This window comes from Phaeospirillum tilakii, from assembly GCF_042683125.1.
GTDB classification, from domain to species: Bacteria; Pseudomonadota; Alphaproteobacteria; order Rhodospirillales; family Magnetospirillaceae; genus Phaeospirillum; species Phaeospirillum tilakii.
On the sequence record NZ_JBHUIY010000035.1, the window covers coordinates 1 to 23,135 of the forward strand.

The following is a 23,135-nucleotide window of genomic DNA, read 5'->3' on the forward strand; positions in this document are numbered from 1 at the left end:
ATGGCGACCAGTACGACGATCTGAAGCCGCTGACCCGGCGGTTAATGGCGCAGATGGAGCAGGATCTCGGCACCCGGCTCGATTGGGTCGCGGTCGACCACTACAACACCGGCCATCCCCACAGCCACGTCATCCTCCGGGGGCGGGACGAACGCGGCCGCGACCTGATCATCGCCCGGGATTATATCGCCACCGGCATGCGGGAACGCGCCGCCGAGATCGTCAGCCTCGACCTCGGGCAGCGCACCGAGCGCGAGATCGAGAACCGGCTGCGGCACGACATTGAGCAGGAGCGCCTGATCTCCATCGATCGCCGCCTGCTGCGCGCCGGTCGTCTGCAAAAGCTGAAGCGGCTCGGTCTGGCCGAGGAGGTAGCGCCGGGGCAATGGCGCCTCGCCGATGAACTCGAGAGGGGCGAGCGCGGCGACATCCTCAAGACGATGCACTGCGAAATGACGGAGCAGGGGCTGCTTCGATCCGCCGTCTATTATGTCCTGCACGCTCCAGCCGAACTGCCGTCCCGACCGATCGTCGGCCGTCTCGTCGCGCGCGGTCTGTCGGACGAGATCAAGGATAGCCATTACCAGATCGTCGGCGCGGTCGACGGCCGCGCCCATTACGTCGAGATCGGCAAGGGCGATGCCATTGCTCCCATTCCCGATGGCGCCGTGGCGCCGGCACCTGGAGATGGAGACGCTGCTGCACCCGCGTCTGGGGGTGGCGGATCGGGGCTCGCTGTTGCCTGCCCGGAATGTGGCCGGGCCTGCAAGGCTCACGATTTCGCTGAACCGAGGGGAGGGATGAGGGATGGAAAATATCTTGAACATCATTTGAGCCGGAACTCGATCGGGATGGCCAACTCGATCTGGTCGCCTGCGATTTCAGGGGGCGGTAGCGGCAGAGGTTGCGCACGGTGGAGCAGGTCCACCGCTTCCTCATCCAGGATCTCGACGCCGCTGCTGCGTTCCAGCCGGGCCGACAACAGGCTTCCCCGGCGGTCCAGAACGAAGCGGATCACCGCGATTCCTTCCTGACGCCGGGATTGAGCGGTGCGGGGATAATGTTTCCGGCTTTGCAGATGCTGGAGCAGTATTCTGTGCCATGATGCGATCGACGATAGATGGGCCGCGTTGCTCGGCGGAGTTGATGTCGATGTCACGGCGGGTGGCGGCGGGGATGGCGCCGGCTCCGGAGGCTTCGCGTCCAGTTCCGGCGGGGCGGGTGCGACCTCCGCAGCGCGGGAAAGCGGGGCGATCGGCTTGGCGGCTTGCGGTTTGGGCGTCTGACGGGGCGGAGGAGTCCGCGGCCTCGGTCTCGTCTCGGCTGGCTGCGGTGTTGGCGGCGGCGGTTCCACCTTGGGGGCGGGCTGTGGCGGGGGGAGCGGAGCGAGGTCGATCGCCATGGCCGGCGGTGTTGGCAGCGGTGGCGGCCTTGATGGCCGCATGACGGCGACGGTCAGCAACCCGACGTGGAAAAGTCCGACCAGTGTGGCCGAAACCATCCAGTGTCGCCAGTTCGGGCCGTTGGTGCCGTCGTCCGTGCCCGATCCACACGGGGAGAACGATGATGAGGCCGTGGCCATTCCTGGTTTCATCGCGTTTCTTCCGCGCCGACCAGAGCGACCTTGAGATAACCGGCGGCACGGAGGCGATCCATGACCTCCATCAGGCTGCCATAAGCGAGGCTGGTATCGGCATACAGGAAGAGACGGGCTTCCTTGTCGCCACCGGAAATGGTGTCGAGCGTCGCCGCCAATTGCTCCCCGCTGACCACGGTATCACCAACCCTCAGGGTTTTATCCGCCGCCACTGTCAGCGACAGCAGCCGGTCGGGCCGGGGGGCCGGGGGGGCGGCTGAGGCAGGCAGGTCAACCTTGACATCGACGGTGGCCAGCGGGGCGGCGACCATGAAGATGATCAACAGCACCAGCATCACGTCGATGAACGGGGTGACATTGATCTCATGCGTTTCGGCGAGGTCGTCTTCGTCCCGGACCGGAGCAGGAGCCATCGGCGTTACTCCGCCGCTTTCGGCAGCGGCAGGGCGCGGCGGTCGAGGTCGCGGCTGACGATGCGCTGGACGGCGGCCGAGGCGTCGGCCATCTCCACCTTGTATCCCGATATCGAGCGGGCGAAGGCGTTGTAGATGACCACCGCCGGGATCGCCGCCACCAGACCGAGCGCGGTGGCCAGCAATGCTTCGGCGATGCCGGGAGCGACCACCGCGAGGTTGGTGGTCTGGGCACGGGAGATGCCGACAAAGCTGTTCATGATGCCCCACACCGTGCCGAACAGGCCGACGAACGGAGCGACCGCGCCGATCGTCGCCAGCAGGCCGGTTCCCTTGGCCAATTGCCGCCCGGCGCTGACTTCGATCCGGCCCAGGCGGCTGGCGATCCGCTCTTTCAGTCCTGCGGTCGAGCCCTCACCCGACAGGCGGGCTTCGGCCATCGCCGCTCGGGCCAGATGAGCTTCCGCTCCAGCGACATCGCCCAGTCGGGCGATTGCCTCGTTCAGGCTGACAGTTTCCTCGAGAGTGGCCTTCACCTGGCGTACCCGCCGCCGGGCGAGTGCCAGTTCGACGACCTTGACCAGCCAGAGGCTCCATGTCGCTACCGAGGCCAAGGTGAGGCCGACCATCACCGTTTGCACGATCGAATCGGCCGACATGAACATCGCCCAGGGCGATAGGTCGTGCGGCAGCGAGGAAGGGGGAAGATCGGGAGAGGTCATGAAAAAGTATCCTGCCGAGAGGGTCTCAAGGATTGGAACCTGCGCATGAGCGCCGTCCAAGCCGGCGCAAAGGGAGAATGGGGACGCGCCATGATCCATCGCCGAATAATGAAAGTGACTCTTAATATCAAACCTTCCCCCGATGCCGAGGCGTTTTTTCGGTCAAGAGGGACTGAAACGGCCCGAGCTTCGGTGTCCACGCTCCGGTGAGCGTCGCGAGGATGGCGGCGACCACCGCTTCGGGTTGGTCGGCGAGATAGAAATGCCCGCCCTCGAACACGGTGAGGTCGAATGGCCCCGTGGTCCATTTGCGCCAGCCCTGCGCCTCTTCCCGGGTCAGATCGGGGTCGTCGCGGCCAAGAAATACGCTCAGTGGTGCGTCGGTCCGCCCGGCAGGGCGGGCGTGGTAGGTTTCGATCAAGCGATAGTCCTGGCGTACTGCCGGCAACACCATCGCCCGGATCTCTGCCTCGCGCAGCAGTTCGGGCGGGGTACCGCCAAGCCGAAGCAATTCGGTACACAAGGCCTCGTCGTCGAGCCGGTGGAGAGCGCCTCCATGATGATGCTGGGGCGGTTCGCGCGCGGAAACGAACAGCCAGGTCGGCCGCCGCCGCAGCGTCAGGCTCAACTCGAACCCCACCGCCGCCCCCATGCTGTGCCCGAACAAGGCCCAGGGGCGGTCGAGTAACGGTTCCACCGCCTCGGCCAAGTCGGCGACCAGGGCGGGGATACTGGGCGGAACCGGCTCGCTCAGGCGGTTTTCCCGCCCGGGCAGGCAGACCAGCACGGGCTCGATCGCCGGCGGCAGGAGCGGCACCCAGGCGCGAAACAACCCCGGTGTTCCACCGGCGTGGGGCAGGCACACCAGCCGCAATGCCGCGTCCGGGGTGGGACGGGGGCGGCGCAGCCATCCCCGCCGGCGGTCGGCGGTCATGGCAGGTTCCCTACCGTCGCCGCCTGAACCGGGCGCGCCGTCGCGCCAGCGGTTTCGGCTTCCGGCAGCGGACGGTAGCGCAGCGACAGCATCGCCGCCAGCAGTGCGGCCACCACCGCGCTCCCAAGCACACCGCCATAGCCGATTTGTCCGGCCAGGGTGGCGGCAACCGACATCGCCGCCATCGCGAACAGCATGTTCAGGCTGTATTGGACGGTGTAATCGGTGGCCGGGCGTTCGGGCGAGGCGTGGTCCATCATCAGAGTGGCCAGAACCGTCGCGGCCGGATTATAGAACAGGAAATAAAGCCCAACCGCGACGGTGACCGTCACGTCGTCGGTCATGCCGAACACCGGCAAGGCGATCGCGCCGATGCCGGGGATCTGGAGCAGGGCGGCCAAGATCATCCCGCGCCGTCGTCCCAGCCGGGGCAGGATCCAGCCGGTGGCCAGTGCCGCCGCCATTCCGGCCAGCGAGCCCAGAACGTTGACGGCCAAGCCGATCCGGTCCATTCCCCAGCCGGCATCGACCAGGATCGGCACGATCAGGGCATAGGCCAGACTGCTGCCGACGGGATACAGCAGCACCAGCAGCAGCCAGAGGCGGCCCCCTTGCCGGGTCCAGAACGCGACGGCGCAGCGCAAAAGATTGGCCCCGGCAGTGGGAACGGAGGCCCAGGATGGTTCGTGGTACCACAAGAGCTGTCCCAGCGAGACCAGGGTGCCGGCGGCCAGGGTCAGCATGCTGCCCTGCCAGCCGAGGAGAGGATAGGTCAGCAGCACGATGCCGCCGCCCAGCATGTTGCCGAACAGGTTGCCGGCAACCTGGATGCCGTTGCCGAAACCACGATCGGCCGGCGTCAGCAGCCGGCAGGCCAAGCCGTCGACCGCGATGTCCTGCGAGGCCGACAGCACCGCCACCGCCAGCCCCAGCAGATAGACGGTCCAGAAATCCCCGACCACGTCGAACCGTCCCATCGCCGCCAGGGTCACGGCCAGCCCGCCCTGGGTCAGCAGCAGCCAGACCCGGTAATGGCCCCACCGGCCGAAGCGGACCTTGTCCATCAACGGCGCCCACAGGAACTTCAACGGCCAGACCAGACCGAGCATGTAGATCAAACCGAGTTGGTCGAGGCTGGCACCGTGGTCGCGCAGGATCGCCACCAGGGCGACCACCAGGAACCCCAGCCCGAGATACTGGGTGGTGTAGAGGCTGGTCAGCAGCCACCACGTCGCTGGCGCGGTCTTGCGCTCCATTCGCTCTTCCTTTCCTTCTGGAATTTGCCGCCGGGGCCGATCAGAATTTGTAGCTGGTGCCAAGGCCGACGGTGCGGCCGCGCGCCAGGTTGCCGTAGGTCACGCCGGGATAGGACGAATCCCCGTAGCCATAGAGGTCGTAACGGTCGTTGAGCAGGTTGTCGCCCCAGGCATAGAGTTCGGCGCTGGCGATCATCAGGCCGAGATGGAGATCAAGCTTGCCGTAGGGGGCGAGGTTGAAATGGTTTTGCACGTCGGCCGGCCGGCTGCCGGCGACCCGGTAGCTGATCCGGGCATTGATCCCCGGATCAGGCAGGCCAAGAAAATCGGGCAGATCCTCGATATAGGCCAGGGCCAGATTGCCGCTCCAGCGCGGCACGTCGGGCACCCGGTTGCCGGCAGTGACATCGCCCCCGCTCACCCCGGACGCATCGGAGGTGATCTCGGCGTAGGTGTAGGCGACACCACCCGACAGGGTGACGCCGTTGCCGAAGCGCCACGATCCCTCCAGTTCCGCGCCCTTGCTTTCAGTGTCGGCATTCAGGACCGAGGTGACGAAGGTCGTGCTATTGTAGCTCATCATATGGTCGTTCTTGACCCGGGTCAGGAACAGCGCCCCATTCAGGGTGAACGGCCCCTGGGCGGGTTCGGATTTGACGCCTATTTCATAGGACTGCACCGTCGCCGCCTTGTAGGGAACGCTGTCGGCGACCTGGGTGGCGTAATCGTTGAATCCCGAGGATTTGTAGCCGCGCGACACCGTGCCATAGAGGTTGGTGTCCGCCGTCACCGCGTAGGACAGGCCGGCGCGGCCGGTCATGTAATTGGCATAAATTCCGCGCTGGTCGGTGCTGTGGAGTCCGGCGGCGGAGACATAATCTGCGTCATAGCCTTTCCAGTCCCAGGAATGGCGCAGGCCGCCCGTCACTTTCAGCGCGTCAGTCAGCGGATAGGTCACTTCGCCAAACAGGCCGGCACTGTCGGTGGTGAAACGGCGTTTGGCGTTGCGTGCCCCCTGCGAGACATAGGCGCTGTCGAACGAGCGGTTGGCATGGCTGACATTGAGGCCGGAAACCCAGAACACCTTGGCGCCGGGCAATGAGGCCAGCCGCAATTCCTGGCTGTAGGCCTGTTCGAAGGCGGAATCCCGTACCAGCATCTCCATCGGGAAGCCGAACATCGCCTGGGTCAGGTCGCGGTCATAGGCTTTCCAGCCGATGTAATTGGTGGTGGTCGCCGCCGTCACCGAGGTCAGCCGGCTGGCCCTGAGATCATGATTGACCTCAAGCGAGGTGCGGCTGTTGCTTTTGCGGTTCTCGTCAAACACCTTGGGGGAAATGTCGAGCGCCGGATGGTCGCCATAGGGACGCAGCATCAGCAGATTGATGCCGCCGGTGTTGCGTTCCCCTTCCGCCGTCAGCAGCGCGTCAGTCCCGGTGCCGGCATCCCACAGCAGGCTGCCGCGGAAGGCGAGGTCGCTCATCTGGGTGAGCGGCTTGCCGTCCTGGGCGTTGTCGACCCAGTAATCGGCGCCGGTGCGGCGGACGGCGATGCGGGCGGCCAGGGTGTCGCTGATCGGACCGCCGATCGCCCCCTCCTCCAGATTCTGCATCTGCTGGCCGATTTCGCCCCGCACATAGCCTTCCGTCACCCGGGTCGGCTTGCGGGTGGTGATGTTGATCGCGCCGGCCTCGCTGTTGCGGCCGAACAGGGTGCCCTGCGGTCCCTTCAGCACTTCGACCTGATCGACGTCCAGGGTCCCGAGCGACAGGTTGCGCGACGACATCGAGACGCCATCGACGTTCAGCACAACGGAATTGTCGTCCATGTTCATCTGGTAGAGCGAACCGACGCCACGGATGCGAACATTGTAATCGTTGGGGCCGCCCGATGAATTGATGCTGACTCCGGTGACGTTGCGGAGCGCCTCATCGACGGTCTGCATGCGCCCGGTTTCAACCGCGTCGCCATCGATCACGGCTAGGCCGAATGGGATGTCCTTGGCCTGTTCCTCGCCGCGCCGGGCGGTGACCGTCACCGCCGGCAGCGCCATCGTCCCTGCGCTGTCGGCGTCCTCCGCCCGGGCCGGCGGGGCGGCCGGGACCTGCGACGCCAGAGCGAGCGTGAACATCAGCATCAGCCCGCTGACCTGGCCGCCGGCGGTGGTGTTCCGGTCGGGGGCGCCATGAACCCGGAGCGCATCCGGAAGGAACCTTATGTTAGACTGCATCGCGTTTCACCGACATCACAGCGGTCTCCAGTAAGGGGTGTCGTCGTGGTTCAGGGCAGCCTCGCCTTCCGGCGACGCCGGACACCTGGACGGAAGCGGAAAGCTCCTCCGGAGGGGCGGGCCGGACCGGCCGGGGGTCAGATCGCGCCCATCTCGAACGCTTCCGCCGTTTCCCTCTCCGCCATGGCTTGAGGCGGGTCGGCGGTGGGGGCGGGCCGGACGGCGTGGTGGTGAGTCAGGCTGGCGGTGAACCCTGCCAGGGTCGGGCTGGTGAACAGCAGGCGCAACGGCACCGGTTCGCGGGTGATTCCCTCGCGGCACAGCCGTTCGACGATCCGGGTGGCGCGCAGGCTGTCGCCGCCAAGCAGGAAGAAATCGTCGTCGCGCCCGACGCGCGGCTGGTCCAGCGTATCGGCCCAGATCGCGGCGATTGCGCTTTCCAGCGGGTCGCGCGGGTTGTCGTGGCCGGCGGGCCGGGTGGTGGCGTCGAACCAGGCCAGGACCGCCTTGCGGTCGATCTTGCCGTTGGACGACAGCGGCATCCGCTCGAACGCCTCGATCCGGGATGGAACCATGTAATCGGGCAGGCTCTCCGTCAGTCCGGCGCGCAGCCGGCTCTCGGATTCCTCGCTGGCGGCGGTTGCTGGCGCAAGCACCACCGCCGCCGCCAGCGCCTGCGGCTGGCCTTGCAGCACCACGACGGCCTGATGGACCCCCGGCTGGGACTGAAGGGCCGCCTCGATTTCCCCCAATTCGATGCGGTGGCCGCGCAGCTTGATTTGCTGGTCGCGCCGGCCGAGGAATTCCAGCACCCCGCCGGGGCGGAAGCGGCCAAGGTCGCCGGTCCGGTACCAGCGCTGTCCGTCCCGGCTGATGAAGCGTTCGGCGGTCAGCGCCGGAGCGCCGCGATAGCCCATCGCCACCCCGGCGCCGCCGATCCACAGTTCCCCGACCACCCAGTCGGGGCAATCCTGTCCCGTCGCACCGACCACCCGGTAGGCCTGGTTGGGAAGAGGGAAGCCGTAGGGGATCGAGCCCCACCCGGCGGGAAGCGGGCCATCGACCTCGAACAGGTTGGACCAGATCGCCGCCTCGGTGGCGCCGCCCAGCGCGGCGAACCGGCAGGCTCCGGCGGTGGCGTGGGTCAGCCGGGACGGCAGATCAAGGCCGATCCAGTCGCCCGACAACAAGGCCACCCGCAATGGCAGCGGCTCCGGGTCGTCTCCCGCCGCCGTCAGTAGCATGTCGAGCAGGATCGGAACGCTGTTCCACACCGTTACGCCGTGGCGGCGGATCAGCCGCAGCCATGCCGCCGCCTCGCGCCGGTCGGTCTCGGTCACCACCACCATCGCCCCTCCGGCGCTCAGCAGGCCGAACAGGTCGTAGACCGACAGGTCGAAATCAAGCGACGACACCGCCAGCACCCGGTCGTCGGCGCCGATGGCGTAACGGCGGTTGACGGCAACGATGGTGTTGAGCGCAGCTTGGTGGCTGACCTCGACACCCTTGGGCTCGCCGGTCGACCCCGAGGTGAAGATGACGTAGGCCGGATCCTCGCCCCGGCAGGGGAGGGGCGCGTCCAGTGGGACGGCGTCTTCGCTGTCGGCCAGGGTGGTGGCGGTGACGACATGACGGATGCCGGCGGTGGCCAGGATACGGTGCCGCCGCGCTGGCGGCTGATCGGGGCCGACCGGGACGTAGCAACTGCCGGCGGCCAGCACCCCTAGCACGGCGGCAACCTGATCTACGCCCCGTGGCAGCGTTATCGCCACCGGTTCGGCGTCCTTGACCCCCTTCGCCCGCAGGGCGGCGGCCAGCCGCAAGGCCCGCCGGCTCAACTCGCCATAGCTGACGGCCCGTTCGCCATCGAACAGCGCCGTTCGTTCCGGGCGGGCGCGGGCTAGGTCGAAGAAGCCCTGATGCAAGGCTTGGCCGGCTGGGGAAACCTGGCTGGTGGCACCGGTCTCGCGCCGGGCCCGCTGTCCGGGCGGCAGCAGGTCGGGGATGGGGCGGCTCCAGGAGGTCGCGTCGGCCGCCAGCGTTTCCAGCCAGCGATGGTGGGCGGCGACCATCTCGTCGAGCAGACCGGCGGGGAACAATCCGTCCACCGCGTCCCAGGTCAGCCGCAGTTCGTCGTTCAGTTCGGAGACCTGATGGTCCAGCCAGACCTGTGGTGTTTCGGAGATGCCGCCTGCCGCCAGGGCAGGGAAGCCGGGAGGGAGGTCGTCCATGACATCGTCGGCGAGGCCGAGCGTGCTGGTGAATACCACCGGCAGGGCGGCGGTCCGGCCGATTCGGCGGCCGCGTTCGCGTTGAACCCAGATCGAGGAGACCGACCGGTACTCCAGCACCTCGGCCAGTTCCGCGCGGGTCCTCCGCGCCAAGTCGAGCAGGCTGGCCCCCGGCTGCGGGTGGAAGGCGACCGGGGCTAGGGTGGTGAAGTCGCCCAGCACCCGGTGAATGTCGGGGTGGACGTCGTGGCGGTCGAACAGGGTGAGATTGAGGGTCAGCGCCTCGCCGCCGCTCCATTGCGCCAGCGTCGCAGCGTAGACGGTCAGCAGCAGTGCCGAGGGGGTCAGGCCGAATTCGCGCGCCCGCGCCCGCAGGGGCCGCCAGCGGTCGGCCGCCAGCCGGGTCTCGCGGCGGCAGAACCGTGCCGCAGCGATGGCGGCGGGATCGGTGGCGAGGGGTAGGTCGGGGGCCGGCGGCAGGTCGTCGAGCCGGCCACGCCAGTAGGCTTCGTCGCGGGCCACCGTTTCGGCATCGGGACGGACTTGGAGCACATAATCGCGGAAAGACAGCCTCAACGGCGGCAGGACGGCGGCGGGATCGCGCACCAACGCGACCAACTCGCCCAGCAGCAGCTTGACGCTGAACCCGTCCAGAAGAAGGTAATCGACGGCGAGGCCGAACCGGCAGCGCCCCTGGCCGTAGCGGACCGCGTGCAGGTCGAACGGCGGCCAGCCGGGGCGGGCGCCGGTTGCGCGCTGTTCCCATCGCGTCATCAGCCGCAGGCTGGCGGCCGCCTCGTCCGCGCCGGGGGCGTCCTCGACCGAGATCGTCACCGGCGGGACCTCGGGCAGGATGCGCTGCCGCCCGTCTTCGGTCACCACCGCGCGCAGCATCTCGTGGCGGCGGACCAGCCGGTTCCAGGCCGCGGCGAGCCGGTCCAGGTCGACGTCGTTCCCGTCGAATTCCAGCGCGTAGGTGGTGCCGCAACTGAGCGGCAGGCCGGATTTTTGTCCGGTGAGATAGGCCTGCTGCACCTCGGTCAGCGGGAAGGGCGCGGCGCGCTCGGCGTCGTCTTCGCGTACCGGCGTGACGGCCGGAAGGGAGCTGGCCTCGGTCAGCCCGGCGGCGAATTCGGCCAGCACCGGCCTGGCGAACAGCAGGCGAAGCGGATGGTCGGCGGTCAGTCCCTCTTGTCGAAGCCGGGCGACCGCCCGGGTCGCAAGCAGGCTGTCGCCGCCAAGGAGAAAGAAGTCGTCGCCGCGATCAACCCGCTCTTGCCCGAGCACGGCACTCCAGACGGCGGCCACCCGCCGTTCCAGCTCTCCGCGCGGCGGGTCGTCGCCTGCTGCGGGGGGGACGGTGGCGAGCCCGGCCAGGGCGGCGGCCAGGGCGGCGCGGTCGACCTTGCCGTTGGCCGACAGCGGCAGGGCGTCGCGGACCACCAGGGTGGCGGGGACCATGTAATCGGGCAGCCGGTCGCCCAATCCGGCGCGGACCCGGGTGATCAGGTCGGCCGGGGCGCCGGGATCCGGCACCAGGGCGGCGGCCAGGGCCGCGGGATGCCCCACCGCCAGTGCGACCGCGTGGCGTACCCCCGGCTGGGCCTGCAACGCCGCCTCGATTTCCCCCAGTTCGATGCGGTGGCCCCGCACCTTGACCTGATGGTCGGTGCGGCCGAGGAACTCCAAGGTTCCGTCCGGCCAATAGCGACCGAGGTCGCCGGTGCGATACCAGCGGCGTCCGCCGGCGGTGACGAAGCGGCGGGCCGTCTGTGCCGGATCGCCGCGGTAGCCGGTGGCGAGGCCGCTGCCGCCGATCCACAATTCTCCCGCCACCCAGTCGGGGCAGTCCTGGCCGCGCGGATCGACCACGCGGTAGCACTGGTTGTCCAGCGGCGCGCCATAGGGGATCGAGTGCCAGTGTGGCGGCAACGGCCCGGTCACGTCGTAGACGTTGGACCAGATCGCCGCCTCGGTGGCGCCGCCCAGCGCGGCCAGCCGGGTGGCGGCGCCGGAAGCGGTGGCGAGACGGAAGGGCAGGTCCAGGCCGACCCAGTCGCCCGAGACCAGGGCCAGCCGCAACGGCAGCGGTCCGCCCATGGCCTCGGCCGCGACCAGCAGCATGTCGAGCAGGATCGGCACCGAGTTCCAGACCGTCACGCGATGACGGCGGATCAGGTCAAGCCAGGCGGCGGCGTCGCGCCGTTCTTCCTCGCCGACCACCACCACGGCGCCCCCGGCGCCGAGAAGGCCGAAGATGTCGTAGACCGACAGGTCGAAATCAAGCGACGATACCGCCAGCACGCGGTCGCCGGCGCCGATTCGGTACCGGCGGTTGATGGCGTCGACGGTATTGGCCGCGGCCTGATGGGTGACTTCGACTCCTTTCGGTTCGCCGGTCGAACCCGAGGTGAAGATGATGTAGGCGGGTGATTCCGGCGCGACTTCGACCGGCCGGTCGAGCGGCGGGCGCCGGGTGGCGGCGGCGAGGTCGGCCGGCAGCAAGGCGTGGCGGATGTCGGCGGTCTCGCGGATGCGGGCCTGGCGGGCTGCCGGTTGGTCGATGCCGACCGGGACGTAGCAGCCGCCCGCCGCCAGCACCCCCAGCACCGCGACGATCTGGTCGCTGCCGCGCGGGACCGTCACCATCACCGGGTCACCCGGCCGCACGCCCTGTTCCACCAGCAAGGCCGCGACCTGAAGGGCCCGGTCGGCCAATGCGCCGTAACTGTGTGCCGTTCCGTCGTCCAGCACGGCCACCCGTTCGGGGCTCAGCCCCGCCGTCGTGAACAGGGGATCGTGCAGGCGGCGCGGGATGAACGGGGCTTCGGTGGCGTTGACCGCCGTTCGCACTGCCCGCTGTTGCGCCGGCAACGCCGCCGGGACGGGCCGTTCCCACGCTGCCGCGTCGGTGGCCAGGGTTTCGACCAGACCGGCATAGGCGGCGAACATCGTTTCGATCAGCCCGTCCGGGAACAGGCCGTCGATCGCGTCCCAGGTCAGCAGCAGACCGCCGTCCAGTTCGTAAACTTGGTGGTCGAGCCAGACTTGCGGCGTCTGCGAGATCATGTAGCTCAGTTCACCAAGCACGGCGCGGGCCTCGTCTCCCAGCAGGGGCGTCCCGAGGTTGCAGGCGAACACCACCGGGGCGAAGCTTCGTTCGCCCGGCCGCAGCCGGGCGAGGTCGCGCTGGACCCGGACGCCGGAATAGCCGGCGTGGGCGATGCCGGTATGCAGATCCGCCTGAAGGGCACTGGCGCGCGCGGCGAAGGGACGGTCCTCACCGCAATCGACCGCGAGCAGCAGCAGATTGGTGAAGTCGGCCACGACCTCTTCCTGTCCCGGGTCGCCGCCTTGGCGGTCGAACAGCGGCAGGTTGAGCAGGAAGCGGGGGGAGGCGCTCCAGCGTGCCAAGGTCTCGGCATAGGCGGTCGCCAGAGCCAGCGCCGGAGTGAGGCGGTGGCGGGCGGCGTGGCGCCGCAACGCGTCCCAGGCCGGGGGGCTCAGCCGGCGCAGGTGGCGGCGGAAACGCGGCGTGCCGATCTCCTCGGGTTGGCGCCGCAGTGGCAGAGCCGGTCCGCCGGAAATGTCGGCCAGCCGGTCGAGCCAGTAGGCGCGGTCGGTGTCGCGGCTGGCCGCCTTGCGCCGGGTCTCGTGCGCGAGGTAACGAGCGAAACTCCAGTCGACCGGGGCGGGCGGCGTGGCGGCGTGGGCATAGGCGGCGGCAAGGTCGCGCAGGAGGATGTGCAGGCTGTGGACGTCGGCCACCAGCAAATCGACGTCGAAATGAATCCGGGTCGCCCCGTCCGGTAGCAGGCTCAGTTCGAGCCCGGCCACCTCGCCCGTTTCGACGGCGAGGCGGCGGTGCGACAGGTGGTCGCGGGTCGCATCAAGGGCCGCCGCCGCTTCGTTGGGGGTGGCCGCGCGCAGGTCATGCACCGGCAGTGGGTGAACGCTGTCGTCGGCCGGGGCGATCCGCTGGGTGCCATCCGCGCCGAACTGGGCGCGCAGCATGCCGTGATGCCGCCGCAGGATGTTCCACGCCGCCTCCAGCCGGTCGGGGGAGACGTCGTGTCCGTCGAGTTCAATATAGGCGTGGCAGCCGATCCCGCCCAGGGGCTGGTCGTCGCGGCGGCCGATCCAATAGGCGTGCTGGACGTCGGTCAGGGCGAAGGCGTCCCCGTCCACCGTGTCCCCGCCCACCGCATCGTCGGTCGCTGTTTTCATGGTCGCGGCGCCGGGATCTTCCCGTGCGGGGGCGGCCGCGAGGACCAGTTCTTCCCATGCGGCCAGGGTGGGCCGCTCGATCAGGGCGGAGAAGGTGACCGCCACCCCGGCCTGGCCCAGGTTGGCGACCAGTCGCATCACCTGGAGCGAATCCAGTCCGGCTTCGATCAGGTCGTCGTCGTCGCTAGGCGTCCGGCCTGGATGGGACAGCAATGGCAGGATTTGCGCGCGCAGCCAGTCGGGGGACAAGGCGGCGGCCGGCGCGGCCAACGGCGGGGGCGTGCTCATGCGCCAGCCCCTTCCAGGGCGCGACCGATGCGCTCTTGCCCGCCTTCGGCCGTCGCGGCGACCAGGTGGGGCGATACGCTTCCCAGCTTCTCGCAGGTTTCGCGGAACTCGCGCTCCGGGGTGGACAGGGCGACCAGCCCGGCTCCGGCCTGAAGCCAGGCTTCGTCTCCCTGGCGGTAGACCGTGCGGAGCACCAGGGCGGCGTCGAGGGCGCCGTCGCTGTCGGCGATCAGGACGCAACCGCTGTAAAGGCCGCGCGGCCCGGGCTCGTGTCGTCCGATCGCCTCGATCGCCGGGCGCTTGGGGATGCCCGAGGCGGTGACGGCCGGAAACAGGGCGGCGAAGGCATCCCAGGCGGAGCGACCCTGGCGCAGACGTCCCGCCACCCGCGAGCCGAGATGCTGGACCGATCCCCGCCGGCACACCGTCATGAAGTCGCGGACATGAATCGAGTCGAGGGCGCAGACCTCTTCCAGTTCCTGGTGGGCCAGCTTGACCGACACCGCGTGTTCGGCGACTTCCTTGGCGTCGCTCAGCAGTTCGGCCCGCAGGCGCTCCTCTTCGGCCGGATCCTGTCCCAGCGCCCGGGTTCCCGCCAGCGGCTGGGTGCTGACCGCGCCGTCCCCGGCCACCTCGACCACGGTTTCCGGGCTGAACCCGGCCGCCTGGAACCCGTCACGCCGCAGCAGGAAGGAACGCGCGGGGGTGTTGGCCCGCCGTCCGGTCAGGTAGCTGGCGATCAGGTCGGGCATCGCGGTCAGCCTTACCCGCCGCGACAGGATCACTTTCTGGTACAGCCCCTGGCGGATCTCGGCGACGGCCACGGCGACCAGGCGCCGGTAAGGCTCGGCCTCGGCGGTTTCGACCTGGGGGACCTCGATGCGGGAGGCGGGAAGCGGCCGGGCGGGCCCGGCCGCCGGGCGGTCCAGCGCCGCGAGCCGGCGGGCGAGGGCGTCGAGGCCGGGCTGATCAAGCCCGCGCAGCAGCGCCCGCCCCCGCGACAGGCGGATTTCGCTGTCCGGGACGACCAGATGCAGTAACGGCGGGGCGTCCTTCGCCACCGGCAGGTCCAGCAGCCGCCGGGCCAGCTCGAAATGCGCCGTGCCGTAGACGCGCCAGCCGGTGAAGGGGAGCGCCGCCAGGGCCTGGACCAACTGGGCGCAAAGGTCGGGGCCGTGCCAGCGCCGCACGCCGTCGCCCAGGCGCAGCATCAGTCCCTCCGCGTCGGCCACGATTTCGGCCGCGCGCCCGATGCCGACCGACCATTCCCCGCCGCGTTCGTAAACCATCAGCGCCTCGTCCGGGTCGCTGGCGGCGATCCGCGCCGCGAGTTCGAGCGGCTCGCCCGCGATGGTCGTTTCGTGTTCGAGGTAGGGGCGGGCCGCTTCCGCCTCGGGCATCCGGGCCAGCCGGGCCAACTGCTTCTTGTCGATCTTGCCGATCGCCGTCAGCGGCCAGGACCGGACGAACGCCACCTGGTCGGGCAGCTTGTGGCGGGGCAGCCCGCGTCCGCGCAGGAAGGCATGCAGGCCGTCAAGGCCGGGCTGGCTTTCGGGCGCGATCAGGACGGCGCAACTGCGCTCGCCCAGTCGGGGGTCGGGCACCGCCACCACCGCCGCGTCGCGCACGGCGGGGTGGGCGCGCAGGTGCTGTTCGATCTCGGCCGCCGCGATCTTCTCGCCGCCGCGGTTGATCTGGTCCTTGACCCGGCCCTCCACCACCAGATTGCCTCCGGCGGTGCGGCGGACCAGATCGCCCGAGCGGTAGAACCCGTCCGGGGTGAAGGACGCCGCGTTGGCGGTCCCGGCGCGGTAATAGCCGCGGATGGTGTAGGGCCCCCGGGTCAGCAGTTCGCCGCTTTCGCCCGGTGCGACCTCGTTTCCGTCTTCATCGACGATCCGGACCTCGTCGTCCGGGCTGAGCGGGCGGCCCTGGGTGGTCAGGACAACGTCGTCGGGGTCGTCGGGTCTGGTGTAGCACAGCAGTCCCTCGGCCATGCCGAACACCTGCTGAACCCGGCATCCCAGCGCCGCGCGCAGCTCGGTCGCCGCCGCCGGCTCCAGCCGGGCGCCGCCGACCTGGAGCAGGGCGAGGCTGGACAGGTCGTCCTGGTTCCAGGCCCGCGCCGCCGTCCACAGCCGGGCCAGCGCGGGAACCAGGGCGGTAATGGTGACCCGTTCGCGGGCGATCAGCGGAAAGGCTTCGTCGAAGCCCGGGGTGCGGGCCAGCACCACGGTGCCGCCGACCGAGAACGTGCCGATCAGCCCCGGGCAGCACAGGGGGAAATTGTGGGCGAGCGGCAGCGCGGCGAGTGTGACGCTGTCGGGGCCGAGGCCACACAGTTCGGCCGAGGCGCGGGCGGCGTAGGCATAATCGGCGTGGGTGCGCGGGATCAGCTTGGGGGTGCCGGTCGTGCCGCCGGACAGCAGGAGAAGGGCGACGTCGCGATGGCCGGGGGCCGCGAAATCCCGCCGCGGACGTTCGAGTCCCTCCAGCGTCAGGTGCGGCCCGGGCGCGCCGTCGACGATGAGGAAGCGCAGCGACGGGTGGCGGGCGGCGATCTCCTCCGCCATCGGCCGATAATCGAACCCGAGGAAGCGCTCGGGCAGCAGGTAGGCGGCCGGTTCGGCCACTTGGCACAGGGCGTCGATTTCGGCCGAGCGTTGCGCCGGCATCGCCAGGACCGGCACCACGCCAAGGCGGAACAGGGCGAAGCAGGCGGCGACGAACCCGGCGCTGTTGGGCAACTGCACCAGAACCCGGTCCCCCGCGACAAGGCCCAGGGCGTGGAAGCCGGCGGCCAGGCGGTCGATCCTGGCGTCGAGGTCGGCGAAGGACAGCCTGGTCGCGCCGTCGACCAGGGCGGTGCGGGTGGCATGGCGGCTGGCCCAGTGACGGAACTGCTCTCCCAGAGCCAGTGGCTGCCAATAGCCCCGGCGCTCATACTTTCGGGCCAACTCTTCCGGCCATGGATGAAAGGCGCGTTCCATCGAAAGTCCCTTTCCTCACCAACTGCGGGGGGCCGGTCGCGGCGGAGGCCGGCGACCGGAGAATGCAGCAGAGATAATGATTGTCATTATCAATTTTGCGGGAGGAATCCCCCCCGAAACGGGGTGTAAAATTGCCCGGATCGGGATTATCTCGGCGGAGGGAGGTCGCCGGCCACGCCCTTGCGTTCGTGGCGGGGCAGGATGCCGAATTGCTTGCGGAAAGCGGTGCTGAAATGGCTGAGATTGTTGTATCCCAGCATCAGCGCGGTTTCCGTCACGCTGTGGCTGCGCAGCAGGTGGCGGGCCCGCTCCATCCGGTGCTGCTGGAACAGGGCGTAGACGCTGGTGCCGAACAGGGCCTTGAAACCCTGTTTCAGCTTGAGCTGGTTGAGCCCGATTTCCCGTGCCAGTTCGGCTATGGTCGGTGCCGTGCTGAGGTCGCGCAGCAGGCGTTCCCGCGCCGCGATCAGGCGTTGGCGTTCGCGGGGGGGGACCGGCCCGGCGGGCGCGCGGCCGCCCAGGCCATCGATATGCCCGCCCAGCAGCTCCAGCGCCGCTGAATGCAGATAAAGGCGCTGCGCGTGGGGAGATTTGATATGGGCGGCCAACCGTAGCGCGGCGTCGACCATCCGCTGGCCAGGGGGGCTCGCCTGCATCATGAACCCGCGCCCGACTTCGTCTCGAATCCAGTCCGCCTCGTCTCCAGCCAGGTCGGACAGGGCTTCCGGTGTCACCATCAGGTCGACATGGGTGTAATGCGGGCCGTAATCGACCGAAAAGCGTTCCCCGGGCGCGAACACCACATAGCCTTCGCCGACGTCGGGCGAAAGTTCCCGACCGCGCACCAGGGTGCATGAGCGGTCCCTGAGCAGGCAGGTGAAATGAATGAAAGGGCTGTTGTTGAGCAGCTCGGCATGGGTTTTCTCGCGCCCGTTGCCCTCGTAAAGGGCGGCGGTCATGTCGGGCCGCAGATCGACGAACCGGGCGTTCAGGTCGCTCAACCGACCCGCGCCGGTTTCGAACAGATCGCCATAGTCGTTGCTGCCGCCGCGCCAATCCCCCTGCGGGAGGGAGTCATCCTGTTTCATGTCGTCCCCAAGCCTATTATACCGCCCGGCGACTGAATTGATCCGTTTGATCATTTCAGGTCGGGGACGGCGACGCCGCGCGGGCTTGCCGGCCGTCACAGCGGATCATTTCGAGGGGGGGGCGGGTATTCGGCGAAAGACCTTTCTGCCCCCCTCTTCAGGGTGGAGATCTTAGTTGAGAATGAGTTTCATATTCAACTAAAATGGTCGGAGAGGCCGGCGGTGGTGTCCGTCCGTTTGCTGTCACGGCGGATGACCGCTCCGTGCAGGAAGGTTGGTTCCAGTTCGTGCTGCAATCCCGCCAGTTCGATCGCCCGCACGCCGGTGGTCGTGGCCGGTTCAAGTGTGACCGCCGGGTCGTCCCCGACCAGCCGGGCCACCGCCGTTTCGTCTCCGGAGGCGACCCCCAGCCGGACCCGGGTCATCCCCCTGGCGCCGTTGGGATGGGCCGATCTGGCGGGATGTTGCGGTGGATCGTAGGGGCTGACCAGGAAAGGCAGGCCGGGCCGGGTCGGGTAGGCGAACTGAAAGCGGGTGCGCTGTCCGTCTGGACGGCGGCGCACCCAGCGGACGGGCCGACCGGTGGTCACCCCGTCGCGGCGCAGATCCTCCAGCACCGAGGCCAGGTCGGCTGTTTCGCCGAGTACCGCCATATCGCAAAACCCCTCCCCGGCGCCGGCCCAGCCCACCATCCGGCGTCCGGCGCCGCGTCCGGCGACCAGGTCGATCAGCCAGGTGAAATGGCGCGCGTTGCCGGGGGTGGTCAGCAGTTCGAGGATCGGTCCCTGCGGGAACCAGACATGGGCATGGCGGGCCTTGCTTTGCTCGCTGGCGTAGTCGACCTGGAAGCCAAGATGACGGTAATCCCGCACGGCCCGATGCAGGTCGTCGACCCAAACCAGGACATGGCTGCATCGCATCGTCTTTTTCCTTCCATTCCAGTTTTTCCGGGGGCATCGCGCTCTGCTCATCCCACCGCGTGGACGGCGCGGATTAACTCCTCCACCGGCAGCGGCGCCGGTTCCTCCGGGTGGATCATCTCGGGCATGCCGAGCCGTCCGGTCAGGTCGCGCCACGCCATCGACACGTCGAGCGCCCATTGGCCTTCACGTCGCCGGGCGGCCGGGTCGTTGATCGCCCGGTCCAGGTCGCGCAGGGAGGTGGCCACTGCGTCCGGCCATGTCCGGGCGAACATCCAGTGGAAACTACCCGGTTCGCCCCCGGCAAGGATTGTGGTGCTGGACACGGACAGTCGTTCGGTACCGTCGCCGCGCATCCGGAGCCGGCCGGTGGCGTCGCGTGGCGCATGCAACCGGGGGGTCCACAGCACCGGCCCCTGGATGTCGGCCAGGGTCAGCACGCCGGCGTCGCATCCCAGCGCGACCCGGTACAGCACAAAGGAATGGTTGTCGGGGTCGTCGGGGTGGACCTGGTTCTGCACCCGCAGCGTCAGCGGGACACTGCCGAGCGTTCCGGTCAGGATGAGGAACGGGGCGTCCGGCGAGGGGCGGAGCGGGGCGTCGGCAAACGTCCAGGGCCGCAGCCCGCCCACCGTCCGCCCCAGGATGTCGAGCAGCGGATAGGCCAACTGGCTGTTGCAGGCCGCGTCGAGGAAGCGGGGGGGATGATGTCGGCGCAGATGGGCGGCGGCGGCCAGGAACTGCCGCACGGCGCGGATGTTGGGATGCAGGGTGTCGACCGCGTAGGCGGCGTCGCCCTGCCGCGCCGCCTGGAGGCAGGCGGTGATCTCGGTGACGTGAACCGGATGTTCCTGCAGGACGTGGATCCCGCGTCCCAACAGGGCCTGGGCCAGATCCGCCCCGGCGCCGCCGGTGGCACCGGACCGCACCACCACGCAGGCGATGTCGATGTCGTCGGGCAAGGCCTCGACCGTGCAATAGAGCGGGACCCGGCGTTCCCGCGCGCAGTGGCGCGAATAGTCGCTGCCGCGTGCCAGGATTCCAGCCAGGGAGAATCTGTCCGGCGCTGAGGCGACGGCGTCGAGATAGATCCGGCCGAACGCCGTTCCCACCACCACGACCCGCCGGGTCGGTCCGAGCCGGGGCGGGGTCACCGCACCATCTCCGTCGGGGCGTTGCGGGCGACGAACACCCGATGCCCCAGCCGGTCCAGCGGATGCCCGGGCCGAGGCAGGCTGGCGGAGCGGCGCAATCCGGCGCTGTCCAGCACCGCGTTCCATTGCGGCAGCGACAGGAAGGTGGTGCCGCTGCGGCGCCGGCCGTCGCGCGCCTCGGCCAGCATGAAGGCTTGCGAGGCCATGACCCACACCTCCTCGACCGTCGGTTCGGTCAGTACCAGCCAGCCGTTCGGGCTCAGAAGCTCGCGCAGCCAACCGACCGAGGCGTCGGTGTCGCGGGCGGCGTTGAGCGCGCCGCCGGCGATCACAACGTCGAAGCTGCCGGCGGCGTGACCCTGTCCGTCCGGGGCACGGTCGATGTCGTAAAGCCCCCGGCGGGCGAAGGGATAGGCCGCCAGCCATGACGCCGCCTGGTCGAGGAAATAACGCGACACGTCGGTGAACAGGTATTCGGCCCTGCCGCCGCTGGCCGCCGCCAGGGCCGGCATCAGGGTTTCCGTGGTCGCTCCGGTGCCCGCTCCCACCTCCAGCAGCCGCAGCGGCCGTTTCCCGCGCCAGCCTGCGGCGATCCGGCGGATCACCGCCCGCACCGCAAGATGCTGATAGCGGGCGGCGATGCTCTCGCGGTAAAGCGCGCGGGCCAGGTCCGCGCGTCCTTCGGGGAACAGCAGATGCACGGCCAGGATGCGGCCCGCCATCAGCTCGGGCAGGCACTCGGCATTGCGGCGGGCGTAGGCGATGGTTCCGGCGTTTCCGCCGGTGGTGGCGCTCCAGTCGCGTTCCAACCCGTCCCACGCCCGGGCCATCGCCCGGTCTGCGTAGGTTTCGGGCGCCGCGATCGCTCGCCAGCCTTTTTCGTCGGCACGCAGCAGGCCGTGTTCTTCCAGAACGCGCAGCCAGCGCCGGATCAGCGGTTGATGCTCTTGCGCGACTTCGGCCCGTTGCAGGATCTCCTCCACGCCGTGGACGGCGCCGGGATGGGGGAACAGCCCGCGCCGCGACAGGGCGTTCAGCATCGAAAGCAGCGCGGTGTGGCCCAGGCGGTCGATCACGGACAGGGCGGCGGCCAGATCGAGCCCGGCCATGTCGGCATCGACCTCGGCCGCGGCCGCGGCGAGCAGGCGGGCGCCCTCGTCTCCGGCGGTGGCCGGGGCCGTCGTGTCGCCGGGGCCGGCCTCGATGCCGATCAGATCGATTCCCCGCTCGCGCCAGGCGGCGTTGCCGTCCGCCGCTGTCGCGCCATCGTGGACGATTCTCCGCAACGGTCCGAAATCGGCCAGGGCCAGCGCGGGATGTTCCGGCAGGTCGCGCAGCAGCGGGGTGGTCAGCACCGCTGCGTCCGCTTGCGCCTGTTCAAGGACGCGCAACGCCGTGCCGGGGGAGGATTGTGCCGCCGGCTGGTGGACGACGCTGCCGCCGGTGCTCCAGCAGGCCAGGGCGGCGTCGCCCCCCGCACCCGTCAGCGGGGCCAGCACGGCGACGCGGCGGACCGACCCAAGCCGGTTGCCAAGCTGCCGGATCCGCTTTTCCTCGGCGGGGGCGCCTCCGGCCGCCTCCGGGAGCGAGCCCAGGCCGGATCGTGGCCGGAGCTTGCCTCCGGGGGGGACGAGGTCCTCCGGACCGAGCCGCACGGCGGGTCCCTCCGTCGGCGGGCCGACCACAAGGCGCAGGCCAAGGCGCAGCGCCGCCAGCCGTGCCGGCAGCAGGCCGGGCTGTTCGACGGCCGTTTCGGGCCAGACCAGGGTGCCGCCCGGCGTGGCGCCGCGGTCGCGCAGCAGCGCGGCGGCATGGTCACTGAGGGCGGCGATTTCGGCGCCACTCCACCGGTGTTCGCCCGAGGACAGGGCGGCTCCGGTCTCCTGGCGGCGCAGGGCGGCGAGAATCTGGTCGGGCAGTGAGGGAGGGGGGGTGGTCATCGTGGGCTTACCGGGCTTGGGCGAGGAACAGGCGCTGGCCCGCGGCGGCCAGCGGCGAGGCGGGTTCGGGCAATTCAAGGACCGGGGAAAGGGCGGCCGCGTCGAGTTCGTCGGTCCAGTCCGCCGCGTCGAGGAACACATGGCCGTCGGGGCGCCGGTCGCGGCCGCCCGGAGGTGGTGCTCCCGCCGGCGGTGACAGCAGGAATTGCATCGCGGTGAGGATCGCGTCCGTCTCTTCGGTGGATTCGGTGAAGATCAGCCAGCCGCCCGGCACCAGGGTCTGGCGGATCCGGCGCAGGGTGGCGCCGATGTCGGCGGCGTTGTGCAGAACGTTGCCGGCCAGTACGATTTCGGCCGAGGCGGGGGGCACCCCCTGGGACCCGAAATCCGTGTCGATGTCGAGCGGCGCGCAGGACAGCTCCGGAACCTGGGCGAACCGCCGCGCCGCCGCGCTGGTGAACAGGCGGGAGATGTCGGTGAAGCGGTAGGCGGCCGCCTGTCCCCCCAGGGCCCGCACCGTCGCCGCCGTGGTGAGACCGGCGCCGCCGCCCAGTTCAAGTAGACGCGGGCGGCCGCTGTCGGCGCGGGTGGCGACCAGAGCGGCGGCGGCGGCGTTGAGGTAGGCGGTGAACAGGTTGTCCTGATAGGCGGCCAGCGCGGTCAGCACGTCGCCATCGCCAAACAGAATCCGCTGAAGGGTGACCTCGTCGCGCACCAGGGCGGCCAGCCGCTCCAGCGCGGCACCGTGTGCCACCGCCATCGCCGGGGGAAAGCCCAGGGCCCGGTAGGCCTCGGGTAGCGCCGCCGCGCCCTCGCTTTTGGGCGGGGGCGGTCCGCTCCAGCCCAGGCGTCCGTCGCGGTCCGGCGCGATCAGCCCGCGTCTGCCCAGCGCCGCCAGCCAGCGGCGGACCAGCCAGGCGTGACGCGGCGCGGTGCCCAGGATGGCGAGGATCTCTTGGGGGGCGTGGGCCGGGCCGCCGGGGGGCAGGGCGCCGCTGTCCGCCAGCAAGGCGCGGATCGCGTCCAGGCTGATCGCCTCGACCCGCCACAGACGATCGGGCAGGGCAGCGATCGTCTCCGCCCCGGCCCCGCGTTCGGCCAGAGCGGTCAGTCCGGCCCGATGGGCCGTCGCGGCCAACGATGGC

Annotated in this window: 13 protein-coding genes and 1 pseudogene; 1 reads left to right on the top strand and 13 read right to left on the bottom strand. The window is 69.7% G+C overall.

The features are described from left to right. Positions 1 to 197: 197 nt before the first annotated feature. Positions 198 to 611, top strand: a pseudogene (locus ACFSNB_RS14745) (DUF3363 domain-containing protein); the annotation flags it as partial. Positions 612 to 826: 215 nt separating this feature from the next. On the opposite strand, the gene ACFSNB_RS14750 reads toward ACFSNB_RS14745, so the two are convergent. The 13 genes from ACFSNB_RS14750 to ACFSNB_RS14810 form a co-directional block, all read right to left on the bottom strand. Next, positions 827 to 1,594, bottom strand: a complete 768-nt coding sequence (locus tag ACFSNB_RS14750) for an energy transducer TonB family protein (protein WP_377317901.1) — start codon at positions 1,592 to 1,594, stop codon at positions 827 to 829. After that, positions 1,591 to 2,010, bottom strand: coding sequence for a TonB system transport protein ExbD (exbD, locus tag ACFSNB_RS14755; protein WP_377317903.1), 420 nt, complete (start codon positions 2,008 to 2,010; stop codon positions 1,591 to 1,593). The genes ACFSNB_RS14750 and exbD overlap by 4 nt, the downstream gene beginning before the upstream one ends. Positions 2,011 to 2,015: 5 nt before the next feature. After that, complete coding sequence (exbB, locus tag ACFSNB_RS14760; RefSeq protein WP_377317905.1) at positions 2,016 to 2,732, bottom strand: tonB-system energizer ExbB; 717 nt, start codon at positions 2,730 to 2,732, stop codon at positions 2,016 to 2,018. A 127-nt stretch (positions 2,733 to 2,859) separates the two neighbouring features. Then, the gene (locus ACFSNB_RS14765; protein WP_377317907.1) at positions 2,860 to 3,666 is read right to left on the bottom strand and encodes a thioesterase II family protein; all 807 of its coding nucleotides are present in this window, start codon (positions 3,664 to 3,666) and stop codon (positions 2,860 to 2,862) included. Further along, positions 3,663 to 4,922, bottom strand: coding sequence for an MFS transporter (locus ACFSNB_RS14770; RefSeq protein ID WP_377317909.1), 1,260 nt, complete (start codon positions 4,920 to 4,922; stop codon positions 3,663 to 3,665). The genes ACFSNB_RS14765 and ACFSNB_RS14770 overlap by 4 nt, the downstream gene beginning before the upstream one ends. Positions 4,923 to 4,962: 40 nt before the next feature. Then, a complete protein-coding gene (locus tag ACFSNB_RS14775) occupies positions 4,963 to 7,059 on the bottom strand; it encodes a TonB-dependent receptor (protein WP_377317911.1) in 2,097 nt (698 codons plus the stop codon). A 230-nt stretch (positions 7,060 to 7,289) separates the two neighbouring features. Then, positions 7,290 to 13,898: an amino acid adenylation domain-containing protein gene (locus ACFSNB_RS14780; RefSeq protein ID WP_377317913.1), complete on the bottom strand. Its 6,609-nt coding sequence runs from the start codon at positions 13,896 to 13,898 to the stop codon at positions 7,290 to 7,292. After that, a complete protein-coding gene (locus ACFSNB_RS14785) occupies positions 13,895 to 16,888 on the bottom strand; it encodes a salicylate synthase (RefSeq protein WP_377317915.1) in 2,994 nt (997 codons plus the stop codon). The genes ACFSNB_RS14780 and ACFSNB_RS14785 overlap by 4 nt, the downstream gene beginning before the upstream one ends. Before the next feature lie 146 nt (positions 16,889 to 17,034). Beyond that, positions 17,035 to 17,976, bottom strand: coding sequence for a helix-turn-helix domain-containing protein (locus tag ACFSNB_RS14790; protein ID WP_377317917.1), 942 nt, complete (start codon positions 17,974 to 17,976; stop codon positions 17,035 to 17,037). Positions 17,977 to 18,170: 194 nt separating this feature from the next. Then, positions 18,171 to 18,896: a VOC family protein gene (locus ACFSNB_RS14795; RefSeq protein ID WP_377317919.1), complete on the bottom strand. Its 726-nt coding sequence runs from the start codon at positions 18,894 to 18,896 to the stop codon at positions 18,171 to 18,173. A gap of 47 nt (positions 18,897 to 18,943) precedes the next feature. Beyond that, positions 18,944 to 20,050: a Gfo/Idh/MocA family oxidoreductase gene (locus ACFSNB_RS14800; protein WP_377317921.1), complete on the bottom strand. Its 1,107-nt coding sequence runs from the start codon at positions 20,048 to 20,050 to the stop codon at positions 18,944 to 18,946. Further along, on the bottom strand, positions 20,047 to 21,990 hold the full coding sequence (locus ACFSNB_RS14805; RefSeq protein WP_377317923.1) for a class I SAM-dependent methyltransferase: 1,944 nt from the start codon (positions 21,988 to 21,990) through the stop codon (positions 20,047 to 20,049). Before ACFSNB_RS14805 ends, ACFSNB_RS14800 begins: the two co-directional genes overlap by 4 nt. Before the next feature lie 7 nt (positions 21,991 to 21,997). Further along, on the bottom strand, positions 21,998 to 23,128 hold the full coding sequence (locus ACFSNB_RS14810) for a class I SAM-dependent methyltransferase (protein ID WP_377317925.1): 1,131 nt from the start codon (positions 23,126 to 23,128) through the stop codon (positions 21,998 to 22,000). Positions 23,129 to 23,135 lie beyond the last annotated feature (7 nt).